The sequence below is a fragment of the Streptomyces sp. NPDC006207 genome, assembly GCF_040613835.1.
Lineage (GTDB): Bacteria > Actinomycetota > Actinomycetes > Streptomycetales > Streptomycetaceae > Actinacidiphila.
Window position 1 is genome coordinate 1 of sequence record NZ_JBEXSX010000088.1, and the last position, 16,841, is coordinate 16,841.

Below are 16,841 nucleotides of genomic sequence, written 5' to 3' on the forward strand. Positions count from 1 at the left end.
GGCCCGTCCTGCTCCGCCACGACCCGCAGCGTCGCCGCCACGTCCCCAGCAAGAGACTCGGTCGGATTCTGCACCACACTGACGTTGTAGCCCGCCTCGAAGAGGCGCTCGTGAACGCCCTGCCAACCGGATCCATCAACGAATCCACCATGAACGAGAACCACATTCCTTATAGGCATTCGTTCAGTCATAGTGATGTACCCCTCTCCAATCAGGAAGCCCCGGGTCCCGGGATGTTCTTACGATATGGAGACCCCCTCTCTGTCGCTTCAGTCAGATGACCTAGATCCGGAATTCGGCAGAATCTAGCACGGCAATGGCCGACGAGCAGCGCGCCCTACCTGCGCCGCAATTGCCCACGACGGGACGCGCCTGCGGAAATGGTTGATTCCCCCTCGCCTACGCGAGGCCCGTTCGCCGAGGTAATCATGTCCGCCGATTCCGTAGCGAACGCTGGGCCTGGACTCGCTTACCAGGATGACGAGCCGATGGAACTCCTGCGGTAGAATGCCGCGCCCGTACATGGCCCTGTTGATCTCCCAGGCAGAGATTGCTGAACTGCCGGAACCACAGCCACCCCATGAACTGGCCGATCGCCAGCTTCGCAAGGATGGGGACACGCTCAGTCAGCCGAAACTTCCCTTACATACAGGCTGAGAAATTTCGGCATCTTGAAACTAGGCACCAGGGAATTCCGGCCACTAACTACAGGCTCCAGGCACCCCTGCTCGGCAAGACTGCCCAACTCAGAAGCGGCCCGCTCATAGTCGCAGCTCAGGATATTCATGGATTCCTGCACATCAAGAGTTCCGTGGGAGGTCTGGCCTATGTGACGGAGAAGCACTCGCTGCGCTGACGACAGATCGCGCCATTGACGGTCAAAGATCCCACGAAGCGAAAGTCCATCATAGTCGAACGTGCCCAAGGTGAGCGTATCTGGATTCAGCGATGCCGCATATTCAGAGAGATGTGTACCCGGAATCGAGGACAGCTTCGCTCCCAGGATACGAATGGCGGCCCTGAGCGGACTCGCGACAGCACACGCTCTCTTCAGCACGTTGCCCCATTCGCTATACCCAAGATCGCCCGCGATAACCCGGAGCAATTGCATCGCTTCGTCATAATCCGGCTCTGGTACACGAATCCGACGATCAAATCCCAGACCGCCCAGACGAAACCTCGACGTCACTATGGCAACTGACCCGCCGGTCCTGGGCATGAGTTTGGAAAATTCATGTGACCGCGACACATCATCGAAGATGATCAAGCAACTGCGATCGGCAAGCCACCTGTGCCATGCGGCGACTGCCGCTTCCTTGTCCTCGGGGAAAACGGGGCTCTCGCCAATCCCGTAGGATACTTCCTTTAGCATGGAGGATATACTGCGAGCCCGCCCCTCTTCGTCGGACACGTTCACAAATATTCTGCCGCCAGTAAATTCCTTACTCACTCCATGGGCAAAGTGAACGGCCAGGCTCGTCTTCCCTGTGCCCGCCGGGCCCCAGACCAAGATAGAACCACTCCTCTCGGAGACGCCTTCTTTGAGTTCAGCCAAGGCGTCACTCATTCCAAAGAAGTCCGCCAGGTCCTTCGGAAGAAGCGACAGGCCGGCCATCTCCTCTTCGAATTGAACCGCCGGATCAGCCAGGAGCTCGTCATAGAGTCGCTGCAGGGAACCGCTGGGCGATATCCCGAGTTCTCGAGCCAGATACAGTCGTAGCTTTTCGTACGCCGACAGCGCGTCGGATCGCCGGCCGCACGTAACCAACGCACGCATGTAGCAGGAGACCAGTTGCTCCCGAGCCGGATCTACATGAAGGATCCGGGCGGCTTTATCAGCTATAGCGGCGGGATCGCCACTAATTCCTCCAATTTCCGCCCATAGTTCGAGCGTACTGACGTATTGTTCGTACAGCCAGTCCCCGTACTCGGAAATCATGTCGGCATTGCCGCGGAATCCATTCAAGGTCGGCGGTGTCGGCCACAGATCCAGTGACCTGCGCAGCAGACTGCAAGCCTGGTCGTTCCTGCCGAGCGACATCGCTTCCCTTGCCATCCCGACAAGGTCCTCGAACTGCCCGACATCAGTCTCGTCGTTGCGAGCGATAAGTTTGTAGCTACCCTGACGATAGATTATTCGGCCGAACTGGCCTCTGCGATTGAGGATGGCTCGCAGGTTCGAGACGTAGACGTTCAGGTTCTTCCTTGCGGTATCCGGCGCCCCTTCCGGCCACACGACGTCGATGATCTGATTAACCGAGACAAACCGATCCCTACGGCTGAGCAACGCGAGAAGTACTTGGCGCTGCTTCTTTGGACCCAAGGCGATTTCAGCGCCATGGTCTTCGACCTTGAGATCGCCAAGTATCTTGAATTGCAGTCCTGAGGACAACTCCCGCATGCGCGGCATAAACCTTCCCGGGTCTCCACCAAGGCAAAGGTGAAAAACTCTCTCGATGTGGGACCACTGAGTGCGTGCGGAACCCATGTCATGTGCGGCCCTTTATCCGAAGCCCTCGCGTCGACTTTAATGTGAAGCGCCGCTATAAAGCAGAACAACAGTTCGCACATCGGTCTGCCCGAACCGCATAGAGCGAAGGGAGGCCGTGCCATCGGCGAGGAGCACCACGGGGCATCGATGGCACGCCCCCGACGGCGAAGTGTACGAAGTGTGCCTATTAGGCACCGTCGCCCTCATGTCGGATTCCCGTCGAAGTGGGGGGATGGAAACGGAGCCCTACAGCAGACGAGGGGCCGGCCTTTGCGTCCGCATCCGGTATCCGAAGGCGGACTCGGATCGTGACGACCTAGACATCCGCGAGAGAAATCTACGAATCCGGCGTGGGAACTACATCCGTCAAATGGCCTAACTTGAAATTACTGAGCGTGTGTCAGTTTGTCGGTGAACCCCGTGTGTTCGCTCGGAGCAGGTAGCTCTGCATCGGGGGCTTGCCTGCCGGCGGGGGCCCGCAACGCCCTCATCTGCCGTCCGCCGAGCAACGCTGGCCGTCCTATCCAACTCCGGCCGGCCAGCCAAGCACAGAGCCTTGCAGTGCGCATCAGCTGCTTGAATGGGTGACCGCTACTGCAGGCTCCGGCCCTCACAGCGAGCCTGGGTCGACCTGTGTCGGCTCTACCACGGCACCCGCGCACAGGCGCTGCCGGCTGCCTTGGAACGACCTGCGCCTACATCCGGTCCGTCAACGGACTTGGTCGTGCTCCCGACCTGACCCGCGCCCTGCTCGAGGCGAATGCGGAGTATGTATCCGGTGGACGGCCCCGTCGCCGAGTATGGCCACTTGAGCGACAGCCGCGCCGACTAGCTGCGGCAAGAACTACCGCCACGGCGTGAACCTCCAGGTAGGTCATGACCGAGACATCGTGTGGACCTACCGCGACCTAACCGCGGCCCGCACTCACCACATCGCGAACGCCTACCCCGTGTCGGCGGTACCTTCGCCGTGCCTACGAAACGCTCACTGCTCTACAGCGGTTACTAAAACGGGCGCATGTCTTTTCGACATCCCCTCGAACGCGGACGCCTCAAGCGCAGCCACAACCATGCTCACCCTGGAGAGGCTGCGAAGACTTACGGAGCCTCCGTCAGCAAACCGACGATGACTCATGACGACTGGTGAACCATCGGGGCTGAAAGGACCCTGCCTCTCGACGAGTCGCTTGATCAGCGACCAGTCTGAGAGCGTGTTTGAGATCCGACGTGTCGGTGATGGCAGCCGCTCGTTGATGGGAGTGTGAGTAGCGCTCGGGAGGGTTATCCGTCATCTGACGGATGAGCAGTGGGCTTTGGTGGAACCGGTGCTACCAGCGCCGCGGACGGGGCCGAAGGGCGGGCGCCGGGAAAAGCATCCGCGGCGCCGGACGGTAGACGCGATCATGTACGTGGTTCGCACCGGCTGCGCATGGCGGCAGCTGCCGCATGACTTCCCTCCCTGGCAGACCGTGTACTGGTACTTCGTGCGCTGGCACGACGAGGGCACCGTCGCCCGCATCCACGACGCACTGCGCGACCAGGTACGGAAGGCCGAGGGCCGCAGCGCGGAGCCGACCGCGGCGCTGATCGACTCACAGTCGATACGCACCGCCGATACCGTCCCGGCCGACACCCGCGGCTACGACGCAGGCAAGAAGGTCAAAGGCCGCAAGCGGTTCATCGTCACAGACACCCTCGGCCTCCTTCTGACCGTCCACGTCATGGCAGCCAGCGTGCAGGACCGCGATGGCGCCCGTCGTTCCCTACTGTGGACCCGGCTTGACCACCCCAGCGTGCAGAAGATCTGGGCGGATCAGGGTTTCGGCGGCCGCCTGGTGGACTGGGCTGCCGCAGCCCTGAGACGCACCGTGGAGATCGTTCGCAAGGAGCCGGGCCAGCGGGGCTTCCAGGTCCACCCCAAGCGGTGGGCCGTGGAACGAACCTTCGCCTGGCTCACCACCCACCGTCGCCTCGCCCGCGACTACGAACAGCGCCCTGCCCACGCCGAGACCATGATCCGCTGGGCCGTGATCAGCGTGATACTCCGCCGACTCACCCGCGGAGGACCTGCCACCCGCCTCGGCCCAACACCTCTGCGACGAACAACACCCCAGGCCGTGGATCGCGAGGCCGTCTGAGAACATCACCCGGTGCTAAGAAGCGTCGAGATCACCACCGAACTGGCAGGCTCCTTCCAAGGCGAGGGCTTCCACAGCCTGCACTGGCAGAAGAAGCTGGAACTGAGCCTGGACTGCTTCATCTGCGAGCGCACTGGCCGCACGACGCTCTTCCAGCACGGCGAGGAGCAGGCGACGTGCTCGTCGGACCGAGAGCGTCCCCAGCACCCCATCGCGGCCCGGATTGCCAGCTTTGACGTCACTGCTGAGCGGGAACGGCTGGCACTCCGGAGCATCGTCGACTACTGGTGGGCACCATTTCACGACATCAAGCGGGCTCAGCCAGCCTCCGCTCTAACGGATGCACCGTGGGTTCGGCTATACGGCGGGTACTACTGCCCGCAGTCTCAGCTGCCGGGATCATTCAGCGTCCAGACCAACATGGTCAGGCCAGTACGCCAGACCTGCGACCACTGTGCCCAACCGCTCTCCATCAGCGCACTCTCTCCGAGCGTCCGACTCCTCACCTGAGCCGAAATTCGAAGTACCACCCGAGTTCACCGAGATCTCAAACGCGCTCTGAGTGGACCTCACCAAGCTCCGCACGAAAGCCGATCGAAGCAAGCACGACTCCTCGCCGGTGGGGCAAGAGGCTTCCTCTCGCGCGGCGTATAGCGCGAGAGGAGCCAGACCGCCTGGCCAAATGAGAGGTTCTAGAATCTCAGTTGCCCGTCAGGATTCCGTTCCACTCATCAAGATGCGAGGAATCATCGATACTCCTTCCGGGCGCCAACGCATCATCTCCGGGGGACAGTTCCGCAACTCTCGTCGATCAGAGCCGCTATGAAACCCCTTCCGAGGCATTAATTGCGGATTCTGTGTGGTCAGGCACTAGCACGGAGCGTCAAGTATCTCTTTGGGTTCGTCCCGCTGGGTTGTGTGGATTACTGCTCGCACACTGCGATTTCCTGCCGCGCAGACGCTGGCGCCCACAATAATGATGCCTATACCCAGAAGAGCCGAATTGAGCCCCACCAGTTGCACAAGAGGTCCCGCGCTCACTTGAGCAAGAGGGATGGCGGCGAAAGATCCCAACGCATCGTAGGAGTAAATGCGAGCAAGCCGGTCAGCGGGTATGTTCCGCTGAAGGGAGGTTTCCCAGAAGATGCCCAGTTGTTCCAAGCCCATGCCGCCGACTATCGCGGCCGCGAACAGGGCTACCGTAACTGGGTACATCGCCAAGGTGATGGGCAGCAGAGCGAGGGCGCTCACGCTCAACATGCCGATGGCCAAGGGGCGCTTGGGGTCCAGCCTCAATCCGGCCACGGCACCGAGGAACATGCCCCCGGTGTGCGCGACGATCACGTAGGCCCATACCGCGCGCCCCACCGTTCGATCCGCTGCGACTGGGCCGATCACCTGCATGGTCGCCGCATATCCTGCGTTTATACAGCAGAAAGAGAGCACAACGACCCAAACCCAAGACCGACTGATGAACTCGGCCCATCCCTGTTTCAGTTCAGCAAGCAGACTGGATGGGGGCTTTCGTGCGACTACTGTCGTGTCGATGCGAATGCGCGCAAAGCAAAGGCCGGAGAGGCACATCGTTAGCGCATCCGCCGCCAGACCCCAGGCTGGCGGAAAGATGAGGACGAGGAGCCCACCTGCGGAGGCCCCGGCCACCGTTGCAGTATTAGATCCCAGCCGCAGCAGAGTGACCGCCGGCTTCAATCCGCCAGGAGGCACGGTCTGGGAGACGAGGGCAGCCGAAGCGGGGAACGCAAACGCGCTGAAGAATCCGCTTGCTGCGGACAGCGTCATGAGCAACGGCAGAGAGGTGAATCCAAGCAGGAGAGCGAATGCCATCGCCGCTTGCGTTGCTCCGCTGGCAAGACTGCTGCCAACCAGGATTAGACGGCGAGAGAATCGGTCGGCGAGTGCGCCTCCAACGAGAAGGAAGAGCAGGTTCGTGAGTGACCGCGCACCCACAACTAGGCCGAGTGAGGATACTGAGCCAGTGACATCAAGCAGAGCGAACGACAACGTGATCGGCGCAATAGCATTGCCGAATGTGCCGACGACTCGTCCCGCGATGAGGTTTCTGTAGGGAGTCGAGCGCAGGGGCGAGAGATTCTGGATCATGCCCCTACTGAGAGTACTACTCAATTCCATCATCCCGCCAGATTCCTGAATCCAGAGACATCCGTGCCCGGACCGTCGCCCGTGCTCTGCTTGGGAACTGCCGAGCTGAAACGTAGGCACGACGATTAATGAGCACACAACTCTTTCATAATGTTGACTGCGAGCACATCCGCGGAGTCCAGCCAAGACCGCTTCGGGGGTCGCCAGCCTGTCTGACGTCACGCACCGTGTTGCGCCACACCAACCCATAGGTTGGCTCATGGGTGCGGCGTCAACCTTGGGTGGTGGCGTTCGGCCGGCTCTTCCAAGGGCAGACCTCCATGAAGCGAGCCAAGTCGATGGTCTTGACCCTGAAGCGCTCGAAGGCCCCCATCTCCTCGTCGAGCAGGCTGACTGGCAGTGCCTGCTCCCTGATCAGGTACTGCCGGAGCCGCCCCAGCGAGCGGTCGCCGTACCACCTGTTTTTGAAGAAGGACTTCGCCTCGTCGGCATCATTGACGGAGATAATCTCCCGGTGCGCGAGGTGATCGACGAACTGCCTGATGTGAATCATCGGCTCGGAGAACGACACATACGGCTCCGTCGGGGAATGGAGCATGGTGACTTCATCGTCGGAAAAGTCCGGGTCGGCGACGTACCGATCGAATACGTCACCGAACCCCCTCATGCCCAGGTGATGCATCTCCGCCGCCCTGATTGCCCCCATGGAAGAAAGACCCCAGATCTCCCACCCCTTACGCAGAGCGCCGAGGATCTCGGTATGACCGACCGACAGCGTGGAGTGGAACGTACCGTCCACGACGGCTATTACGCCGACACTCTTCGATGACTTGACCAGGTCATCGATATCGCCGCGACGAACAGGCGGTCGGACCTCAACGTTCTCAAAGGTACTGTCCGATAGACCATAGGCACTAGGACCAACGAACACAACTGCCGCATTTCCCATTAGATTCCCTCGCGATAATTACCGGTCGAAATAGGGGTTGAGCCTGGGGCCGACGGTCGTCCGCACATCTCCGGGATTGTAGTGCTCCATGCGCGGAATTACCGTCTTGACGACGGAGACAGGAAAGTCCGGAGGGGAAAGGACAACTCTGAATATGTGGGAGAACCCACGTTCAACGAGAATAGAAGAGATACCTGCCACCAACTCCGCGCTGGTCCGTGCCGAGAGCTCCATGCCTTCGATAGACGAGTACGTGACGCAGCTCTGTCTATTCATCGCATGCTCATTCGATTCCAGCATGGCACGTTCCAGAGCCTTCGGATCGGGAAACTGCTCGTGGATACGGACGAGATCCCCGCGCCCGCCATGGATATAGGTCAGCCGGGACTGGGCCGCTTCCGCCAATGCTCTGACAGCTGCTATGGACTTGAACGGATGCAGTCCATAACCAGCGGCGGTCAGCGGAAAGCCCACGCCCTTCTCGATGACATAGCCTTCAAAATAGGGGAGGTTGTACTCATTCCCGGCGAAGCGCAAACCATATTCCAGGCCGGCCCGGGCAACCTTGGAGGCAAGGTCGAAAACCTGCCCATCCGACTCACCGAGCTCGACGAAGTGAGATGACAGTGCACCAACGTGCAAGAACGACTGCACGTCTCGTTCGATAATCTCGCAGATGCCGTGCGCGGTAGCCTCGTCAATGGAGTTTCCCGAGGATAGGCCGTTGGTGCTGGAGCCGAATATCGAGCGGCCCGGCCCCTCACGAAATGGCACGAAGACTAGCTCTGCCGGGATCCATGCTTTGTCGCCCGTCAGAATGTCCTCTGCCTCCACACATGTGATCAGGGTGTCAGCGGACATGCGCTTGGTGGATCGAGGACGAAATTCCTCCATGCTGAACCGTGCGTGCTTCTGCTCCAAGAGTTCACGGACGCTCATCTGCTTCATATTGAGGCTGGAGTTCCGCGGCTCGGCCAGCGCGAACTCGATGGCTTCCATGTAGGCGCCGACCATGGCCTCTGCGGGCCGTGCTCCCTTGCCTGAGTTCACGCAGACGGTGAGCGAGTCGGCGCGAATGCTCGCGTACACTGGGATACCGATGTAGTCCAGCCACGTAGTATCGGTGACGCGCGTGATCCCGAGGGTCTGAGCGGCCTTCTTTGCGGCTGCTAGGGTCTCTTCCAGCGGCCGGTCCCTCAGACTGGATGTCATCTGTAGCATTCTTTCGGCCCTTCCATGGCGTTGAGTGGCACAAACTCTTCCATTTTGCCAAAGCGGCACGTCGGATCAACTGCCGGCGGAGTCTGCAAGAGTGCGCCGGAGTGGAAACGGGGATACGTTGGCGGCGATGGACGCGTACGGCGGCGCCGTATCCGAGGCGATGACGACGAGATTGCGGGGCGACGTGGCGCCTTTCGAAGCGACAACTGAACACGTATATCTGAAGGTCGAGTGGAGCGTCTCCAACATCTGACCCAGATGGGGATCCGAGTCCCATATGTTGACCATGTATATGCCTCGGGGGCGTAGAGATTTTCGCACGTGTTCGATGTAGGCCGGCGACGCTGTCCATTCGGGCACATCGTGCTCGACGAATACGTCACCGATTACTACGTCCGTCGATCGCTCGACTAGGCGGGTACTCACCCAGGACCGGGCATCTCCGTGCTCGACCTCCACGCTGGCACCGACAGGTAGTGGAAGGCGATCCGCCACCAATTCAATGATCCCTCTGTCGGCTTCAACCACCACCTGCTTCGATCCGGGCTGAGTAATGGCGACATGCCGCGCCAGTGCCATCGCTCCGCCTCCGATGTGCAGGATGCTCGGCGGGTTGACGAAGTCGTAGGCCTTTATCACTCCTGCCATGCAGCGCATGTAGTAGAAGGCCAAAAATTGAGGTCGCTCCAAGTCGATATAGGACATGTCGGTGCCGTTGAGTCGAAGCTTGTAAGCTCCTTGCCTGCGTGCGCTCGGAACCAGTTCCGCGAGACCGGATTCGACCATTATTTGGGCATGGTGAACCGCTGCCTCTGCCATGACTGCGTTCTCCTTCTGGTGCGCCTGCGGTGGTCACGCTGGCGGTGCGGTGCGTCGCGCGGTTTCGGATCACCGACCGCTTCCTGATGCTAGGGAGCCGTAATTAATCGGCGCATAATGAATACCTGTCGATCTCGCCAGGCTAGGTGCGCCGCGCGCTCAGGAAGGTCAGCAGATCGAAGGCTCCGTCGTCTCCGCCCGCAGACCGGTGTAGGGACGCCACCAGGTGACTCACTGCCCGGCTCACGTCATCGACACCCGCCTGGCGTTCGTACCACCGCCAGTCACCGTGGGCGTTCATCTCCAGGAAGACGGGTCCGGCGTCGTCGATCAGAAAGTCGAAGGCGCCGTAGCGAAGGTTCCAGAGCTCCGCAAGCCGCCGCACGGTGTCGAGTACGTCCGCCGGCGGCTCGACCTGTCGTACGCGCACGGTCTCGGGGCGCAGCCAGATGTCGCTGGGCTCGTGCTTCCGTACTGTGAACGCATGGGCCCGCGTGCCGACGAGGTACAGGCGGATTTCGGTGCGGTGGGGTACGTACTCCTGAACCACGACGGGCAGGCCATCCTGGGCCAGGGTTGGTACGCCATGGGGCAGTGCGGCAGCAGATGGCGTGCGTCCGGGAGGAAAGAGCTGGGGATGGAACCAGGAGAATTGCCCCGGAAGCGGCTCGACATAGTGGCGGTCGACTGTCTTCACAACGACTTTGCGGTCCGCGGCCGAACGCAGGGCTTCGGCGACGTCCGTCGTGACAGTCGTGCGTGGAACCCGCGTTCCCAGTCGTGCGGCGTCGGTTAGCTGCCGCAGTTGCCCTGGAGCATCCAGCCCGATCGTCGTTCGGGAGAGCGCGGCCAATTGTGCGACGAGTGCTTCCCAGGAGTCGTCGCGCAGCATGGTGGCGGCCGTATCGTCCCCTTGGGCGGAGGTGGCTCGCATGGAGAAGTGGCGGATCCACGTGACGGTCGGCAGGAACGAGACGTCGCCGAAGGTGATGGTCCGCGTCGCGAGGTCGACCGTGCATTTGACCGCTTCGAGCTCGTCGACGTTGAGGCGCGTCCAAGGAATGCCGGCCCTGTGCAGGTCCTCGGCGAGCCGTGAATGTTCGGCGTCCCGGGCCCGGCCGACCAGAAGAACTCTGTGGTCAGTCACGATTGTTGTCCAGCGTGTTCCAGGCTTCTTCCAAATGCTCCCGTGTCCGCCCGACGGACGGGCTCTTCCGGTGCACGCCAACTCGTAGCGGTGCTCCACATCGGCGCACCACTGAGGTGGCGGCAGGGGGCTCGGTGCCTGGAGGGGGTGTCACGGCAGTGCTCTCTTCCTTGAAGCCGTCCAGCGGCTCACTTCTCGTTCCAGAAGCCGCGCGCCCTTGAGGCGGAAGCTGGCTTCGGCCTTTTTCGCGGCTTGTCGTGCCTTCGTCGTCTGACCGAGTTCGGCCATGGCCTGGGCGAGGTCGAACCACACGCTGCCGATGAGGACCGGATCGTCGGTACGGGCCAGCGCCTCAGCGGCTCGCCGACCGGCTGTCTCCATCTGCGTCTCATGTCCCCGCGAGGCGCTGACGCGTGCTTCCAGCGCCCACCACAACGCCGTGCCGCGCGTATCCAGCTGCTCGGCCGACGCGGGCCGGAGGGAAGCTATCTCGGATACTGGAGCGCCTGCCCGGAATGCCTGGTAAGCAGCGTTTATCCGGGAAACTGTCGCGTCGCCGCCCATGCCCAGGACGTCCAGTTGCCGAGCTGCCTGCTCGTAACGCGTCCGAGCCAGGTCATGCTTCCCCGACAGCCCCTCGATGAACCCCTCGACCTGCTCAAGGGCCGCCGCTCCCAGCGCGAGCTGGAGCTCGTCGACGTGGGTGCGGGCCTGAACCAGTACCGACCTGGCCTCGTCCACTTCGTCGGCCAGGGCAAGGAGTCGGGCGTGGGTGAGCAGAGTGGGGACGAGGAGTGCGCGGTTGTCAAAGAGCCGGGGGATGAGGCGGGTGCACAGCGCGATGCCTTCTCGCGCGTGTGTGGGTGACCACTGCGTCAGCTCGCATATCGCGGCGTACAGGCGAGGTGCCTCGTACTGGGCCACTTCGAGGTTCATGGTGCTCGTCCTGGCGAGGGCCTGTCGCATCGCCGCCTCGGCCTCGCCGAGGCGGCCGACGCTGAAGTGGCGCAACGCGCGGAGCTGTAGACAGCGGCACCAGCTGAGATCGTCGTCCCGGTCGGCGCTCAGATCCGGTTCGAGGTCTGGGTCGGCGCCGTGCGATCCTTCCGAGCGGATACGAAGGGTCTGCCGTAGCAGTGCAGCCAGACGAGTCGTGCGCCCGTCCCCTGGCATGCAGTCCTCCGCGTGCGTCAACGCGCGATCGGCGCGGTTCCAGTCCCCCAGTGCCGTATACGCGTCATACATACGCACGGCTAGTACGCGGTGCCGTTCGTCGCCTTCGGGGAGCAGGTCACGCCCACGTTCCAGCAGGGCTATCGCGGCCGGCAGATCCTTGCGGTGCAGGGCTCGGGTGCCTGCCCGGATCAAGGCCTGCACAGTGCGGCTCGCGAGGCCTACCAGTCCCGGATCGTTGGGCTGAACCTCCCTGTAGAGTTGGTGAGCTCGTTCCAGGTGGTGCGCCAGTGCGCTGTCCACGACGGGAGCGTCCGCGGGCGGGGGCAGGGCTTCAATCCTGGCGAGCCGGTCCGCCTCGGCCAGATGCCAGTCGGCGCGTCGGCTCTTAGCCGTCATCTCGTACAGCGTTTCCCGTACCAGCGACTGCGTGAAATGGAATCCGTCCGCTCCGCCATAGCGGATGGTCCCCCCGGTACGGAGCCGCTCGAGGCAGGCGTGGAGTCGCTGTCCGTCCGCCTCGTCGGCTTCGGCTGGCAGTAGCTGGCCCACCGAGAAGGCAGGACCGATGGTGGCTGCGTGACGCAACACCTCCCTGTCAGCCTCGGGCAGGCGGTCCAGCCACGCTTCCAGCAAGACACGAATGGTGGTGGGGAGACTGGCCGGTTCGTCGGGGCTTGTACGGGAAGAGAGCAGTAGCTCTGCGTAGAGCGGGTTCCCTTCGCACGACTGGGCAACCCGGGTAAGCATGGAAGGATGCGCGCCGTGGTGGCGCGATCCTGGCCGCGCGGCCAACAGCCGGACCAACCGCTCCGTGTGGGCAGCCGACAGCGCCTCCAAGTTCATCCACATGGCAGCGGCGCCGTCGGCGGGCAAGGCGGAGTGCACCAGATGGAACTCCGGCCGGGCCGTGGCCAGCACCAGCACAGGGGCGCTAACCGTGCTGACGGCCTCTCTGAGCAGTGTGAGGAACGTGGGTTCGGCGTAGTGAAGATCTTCCACTACGACGATCAGCGGCCGTTGCCGCGCCAAGGCACCGAATAGGCACCGCACCGCCCACGCGATGTCTGCGACGCCTACCGTCCGATCCCGGTCCAGATCGAGAGCGGCGGCGAGGGCGCTGATGGCTCGCTCCCCACCGAGCTCAGCCGGCCGTAGCCGGTCCACGACGTCGTCCCAGCCGCCCGGAACGCTTCGGACCAGCTCGGCGATCGGCTGATAGGTCAGGCCACGACCGTGCACATGGCACACCGCGCGCAGAATGTACGCGGACGTCCCTGCTTGACCGTCGACGAACTCCCTGACGAGCCGGGACTTGCCAATGCCGGGTGGACCAGTGACGCCGACGAACCGGCCCGTCCGACTTGCCTGGCAAGTCGTCAGGGAAGTTTGAAGCTGGTCAAGTTCGGACTTCCGTCCGAGTATGGGCACCACGTCGGTGACCGTTGTCTCCGCGGCGAGACCGATGACCCTGTGCGCCGCGACCGGATCACGTTTGCCCCTGAGGACGGCGGGGCGGACGGGCGCGATAAGCACACGCGCGTCGACCAGTCGTGCGGTCTCGTCCCCGATGAGGATCTGGTTGACGTCGGCAGCGGATTGCAGCCGTGCCGCGGTATTGACGACGTCACCGATGACCCTAGCCCCTTCCGGGCCAGGTAGACCAACAACGACCGCTTCCCCCGACTGAAGTCCGCAGCGGATCTCCAGCCGGATCCCGACGCTCTGGGCGAGAGCGGAGTTGATCTCACTCAGTGAGGAGCGCACGGCGAGCGCCGCCTTGACCGCGTGGAACGCCTCATCGCCGGTCGTGCGATGGGCGCCGAAGACCGCCATCACGGCGTCACCGATGAACTTCTCCGTCACGCCTCCCTGGTCCGCGATCGCCGCCGTACACGCGGCGTAATACCTGTCCATCGCTGTGCGCAGCGCCTCGGGATCGACGTTCTCGGCCAGCGATGTGGAACCGACAAGGTCCACGAACAGGACGGTGACGATGCGGCGACTCTCAGGTGACGGGTCCGGGGGAGAGAGAAGTGCACCGCACATCGAGCAGTAGCGTGCCGTGGGGCCGGCCAGAGCGTCGCAGCGCGCGCACCGCTCTCCTTGAGCGGTCACAGCAGCTTGATGTCATGGGCCTCGACCTCGTCAGCCACCGCGTCCAGTCGGTCCTTGAGACCGTTCAGTACGGCGATCTCCTCTTCGCTGAGGCCGCGCAAGACTTCCTGCTGTCTGTCTGACAAGAGGTCCACTGGGTGCCCGGCATCACGCAGGGCCTGCAAGGGATCGATTGGCACGAGTCATCCTTTCGTCTGGCGGTTTCTGTTCAGCTGTACTCGCTGGTTACCGTGGTGCGGAGCGCGGGTTCCCCACTGCTGCCGATCATGTAGAGCCGAGTGCTCCTTGCAGAGCCCTGAAGATCCGCAAGCCGACCTCCCGCTCGTCAGGCGTCAGGCCGAGGAACGCGAGCGGCTGGGAGTCCGGCGGCTGAGCCACCGGGCCTGTCTCCGAGAGCAGTGTGTGTAGGGATATCGCGGCCTGCTGGGCGAAGAGCGCGAGGAGTTCCAGCTCATTGAGGCTTGATCGGGACTGAGGGGCTGGATCGATCACTTCCAGGACCCCGAGCACGTCCCCGTCGTAAAGGAGCGGGACGGCCATCATCGCTTCCGGTAGGTGGCCGGTCGCCTGGGCGACATCGCTGGCGAAGACTTCGAGCTGCCTCACATCGTCAACGATGAGCGGTTCCATGGCGCTGACCACCCAGCCTGCAATGCCGCGCCCTGCGGGGAATCGTGTCCCCACGAGCTCGCGCTCGTCCGGGTTGGACACCGAGCAGAACACAAGCTCGTCGCGCTCTCGGTCGAGCAGAAGGATGGAGCTGCTTGCCGCCCCGAAGATGGCGGCGGCCACACGTGGCACAGCGTCAAGGAGGTCGTGGCCGTGCTGGTTGCCGCCCGGGATCAGGGCGCGTGCCTGGGGCAATGTGCCCTGGTTGTCAGTCACTTGTCACCTCAAGCGGAGCAGGTAAAACGTTTGCAGCCGTCATGTACAGGATGTTCTTGAGCTGAACGACGGTCAGCGCCGGGTGCTTCGAGAGGATGCGCGCGCATAGTCCCGCGACATAGGGAGTCGCGAAGCTGTTGCCGGTCATCCGCACGGTGCCCCCGCGAAACCAGGGAACGAGTACGTTCTGACCGTGAGCGAAGAAATCGACCGGCGGCTGCGGATTCGACAGTACAAGATCCGGGTCGTTCTCCCGATGGCTTCCAACCGAGATCACGGACGCGAAGCGCCAAGGGAAACTCTCGCCCCGCCGGTTGGGGGCGGACGCTACCAGTACGCTGCGCCGGAAATGGGCTTCGTCCGCCAAGCGGTGCAAGTCGGAGAAGTAGTTCATTTGCGGGGTCGACAGGCTCATACTGATGACGTCGAACCCTTGCGCTATGGCCCACTCTAGACCTGCGAGGAGAGCCGTTCCGGTACCGCGCTTGTTCTTTCCGATTACGCGAACGCTGTGCAATTCGCATTCGGGGGCGAGCCGGCGGATGATGCCCGCGCAAGCCGTGCCATGGCCGCTGAGATCCTCCGGTTCACACTCCTCGACAACTGCCTCCTCGTCCTCGACGCGGACCATGAAGGACGCTTGGACCTCCCCGACCATGGGGTGATCACCCGCCACGCCGCTGTCCAGGACGCACACACGGACACCGCGGCCATCGGCGCCTCCCCATGCCCAGTCGACGGGGACCTCTCTGCCGTCCGTAGTCACCCGGAGCTCGGACGGACTTCTGCCAAGGAGACTCCAGGTCAACACCGGACTGTCCGCCTGAGCTTGTCTCACCACCATGCTATCTCTCCATCGCCGGCCGACCTGGTCGGACCGGTGTCCCGCACGAACTGGGTCTGTGAATTTCCGACACGAGTACGACGGCCCATCAGCACGTCCAACCACCAAGAGGGCCCGCCGGTCGAGCCGGCGGGCCATCTCGTGGGTTCGCGCCAGTGAGTGGCGGATCGCCTACTCGTCCGACGCTTCCTCGCCGTTCTGGTCGGTGAGACCCTGGGCCTCGGCCTCGTCGGAGTGACCGATCACGTCTTCGGGCTCTTCGCTGTATCCGGTAGGGGCAACAGCCATTTTGGTCTCCCAGTTGTCGTACCAATACGGGGCGGCCGCTTTGTGAACCGCTTGATGAGTAACCTAAGGCGTGACACTTAAAAAACTGGTAATCAGTTCTTAGGAGACGTCCGCCACTACTGACCTTGAATGCGTGGTGTCGTTGGGGGCTGACGGGGCGTGATCCCTGAGGTATGCCGTCTGAACGAGGTACGCGCAGGGCGGCGGGCTGACCGCCGAGCGTTCCGGGAACGGCTGCGACTGGAGGCGGGCGACCGGTTCGCACAAGGAGATGAGAACGCGCTCATCGCACATGACTGCGGGTCAGCGTGCGTTCGGTGCAGCGATGGCGGAATGCCTGGTCAGCGGGCGGCCCTCGGGCCCTGGCCTCGATGGGACTGGCCTCGCTGCCGCTCCTCAGATCGCGGTCCTGGAGACCGAACTCGACAAGGGGCCGGTCGCGCGCGGCTGGCCGGACCAGACCTGGACTCTGTCGAGGATCAAGACCCTGATCGGCCGACGCTTCCACAAGACATACACGATCCAGGGGGTCGCGGCCCTGCTGAAGCGGAACGGCTGGACCTGCCAGGTCGCCGCCCGCAGGGCCGTGGAACGGGACGAGGCAGCGGTGGCCAGCTGGGTGAGGGAGACCTAGCCGAGCGTGGAAG

General features: G+C 62.8%; 13 protein-coding genes and 1 pseudogene. 3 read left to right on the forward strand and 11 right to left on the reverse strand.

The features are described from left to right. Both ABZ312_RS40970 and ABZ312_RS40975 read right to left on the reverse strand, forming a co-directional pair. Positions 1-191: lipase family protein (locus ABZ312_RS40970; RefSeq protein WP_500439890.1), on the reverse strand; the 191-nt coding region annotated here is incomplete at its 3' end. Between the two features lie 431 nt (positions 192-622). After that, on the reverse strand, positions 623-2,401 hold the full coding sequence (locus ABZ312_RS40975; RefSeq protein WP_500439891.1) for an AfsR/SARP family transcriptional regulator: 1,779 nt from the start codon (positions 2,399-2,401) through the stop codon (positions 623-625). A gap of 1,351 nt (positions 2,402-3,752) precedes the next feature. On the opposite strand from ABZ312_RS40975, the pseudogene ABZ312_RS40980 reads away from it, so the two are divergent. Next, a pseudogene (locus ABZ312_RS40980) lies at positions 3,753-4,488 on the forward strand (IS5 family transposase); the annotation flags it as partial. Positions 4,489-4,641: 153 nt separating this feature from the next. Continuing rightward, on the forward strand, positions 4,642-5,139 hold the full coding sequence (locus ABZ312_RS40985) for a hypothetical protein (RefSeq protein ID WP_500439892.1): 498 nt from the start codon (positions 4,642-4,644) through the stop codon (positions 5,137-5,139). Positions 5,140-5,499: 360 nt separating this feature from the next. On the opposite strand, the gene ABZ312_RS40990 is transcribed toward ABZ312_RS40985, so the two are convergent. From ABZ312_RS40990 to ABZ312_RS41030, 9 genes are all read right to left on the reverse strand, one after another. Continuing rightward, positions 5,500-6,750: an MFS transporter gene (locus ABZ312_RS40990; protein WP_500439893.1), complete on the reverse strand. Its 1,251-nt coding sequence runs from the start codon at positions 6,748-6,750 to the stop codon at positions 5,500-5,502. A gap of 271 nt (positions 6,751-7,021) precedes the next feature. Continuing rightward, the gene (locus ABZ312_RS40995) at positions 7,022-7,549 is read right to left on the reverse strand and encodes a TfuA-like protein (RefSeq protein WP_500439894.1); all 528 of its coding nucleotides are present in this window, start codon (positions 7,547-7,549) and stop codon (positions 7,022-7,024) included. Positions 7,550-7,717: 168 nt separating this feature from the next. Beyond that, positions 7,718-8,911, reverse strand: a complete 1,194-nt coding sequence (locus tag ABZ312_RS41000; RefSeq protein WP_500439895.1) for a YcaO-like family protein — start codon at positions 8,909-8,911, stop codon at positions 7,718-7,720. Positions 8,912-8,986: 75 nt separating this feature from the next. Further along, on the reverse strand, positions 8,987-9,739 hold the full coding sequence (locus ABZ312_RS41005; protein WP_500439896.1) for a spermidine synthase: 753 nt from the start codon (positions 9,737-9,739) through the stop codon (positions 8,987-8,989). Positions 9,740-9,881: 142 nt separating this feature from the next. Next, complete coding sequence (locus tag ABZ312_RS41010; RefSeq protein ID WP_500439897.1) at positions 9,882-10,886, reverse strand: ATP-grasp domain-containing protein; 1,005 nt, start codon at positions 10,884-10,886, stop codon at positions 9,882-9,884. A gap of 150 nt (positions 10,887-11,036) precedes the next feature. Further along, positions 11,037-14,108 carry an AAA family ATPase gene (locus ABZ312_RS41015; protein ID WP_500439910.1) on the reverse strand — a complete coding sequence of 1,024 codons (3,072 nt, stop codon included), beginning with the start codon at positions 14,106-14,108 and terminating at the stop codon, positions 11,037-11,039. Between the two features lie 65 nt (positions 14,109-14,173). After that, the gene (locus tag ABZ312_RS41020; protein ID WP_500439898.1) at positions 14,174-14,356 is read right to left on the reverse strand and encodes an aroma-sacti cluster domain-containing protein; all 183 of its coding nucleotides are present in this window, start codon (positions 14,354-14,356) and stop codon (positions 14,174-14,176) included. Between the two features lie 85 nt (positions 14,357-14,441). Continuing rightward, positions 14,442-15,062 carry a GAF domain-containing protein gene (locus ABZ312_RS41025; RefSeq protein WP_500439899.1) on the reverse strand — a complete coding sequence of 207 codons (621 nt, stop codon included), beginning with the start codon at positions 15,060-15,062 and terminating at the stop codon, positions 14,442-14,444. Then, a complete protein-coding gene (locus ABZ312_RS41030; RefSeq protein WP_500439911.1) occupies positions 15,055-15,828 on the reverse strand; it encodes a S8 family serine peptidase in 774 nt (257 codons plus the stop codon). The genes ABZ312_RS41025 and ABZ312_RS41030 overlap by 8 nt, the downstream gene beginning before the upstream one ends. A 691-nt stretch (positions 15,829-16,519) precedes the next feature. Here ABZ312_RS41030 and ABZ312_RS41035 point away from each other — a divergent pair. Continuing rightward, positions 16,520-16,828, forward strand: coding sequence for a helix-turn-helix domain-containing protein (locus tag ABZ312_RS41035; RefSeq protein ID WP_500439900.1), 309 nt, complete (start codon positions 16,520-16,522; stop codon positions 16,826-16,828). Positions 16,829-16,841 lie beyond the last annotated feature (13 nt).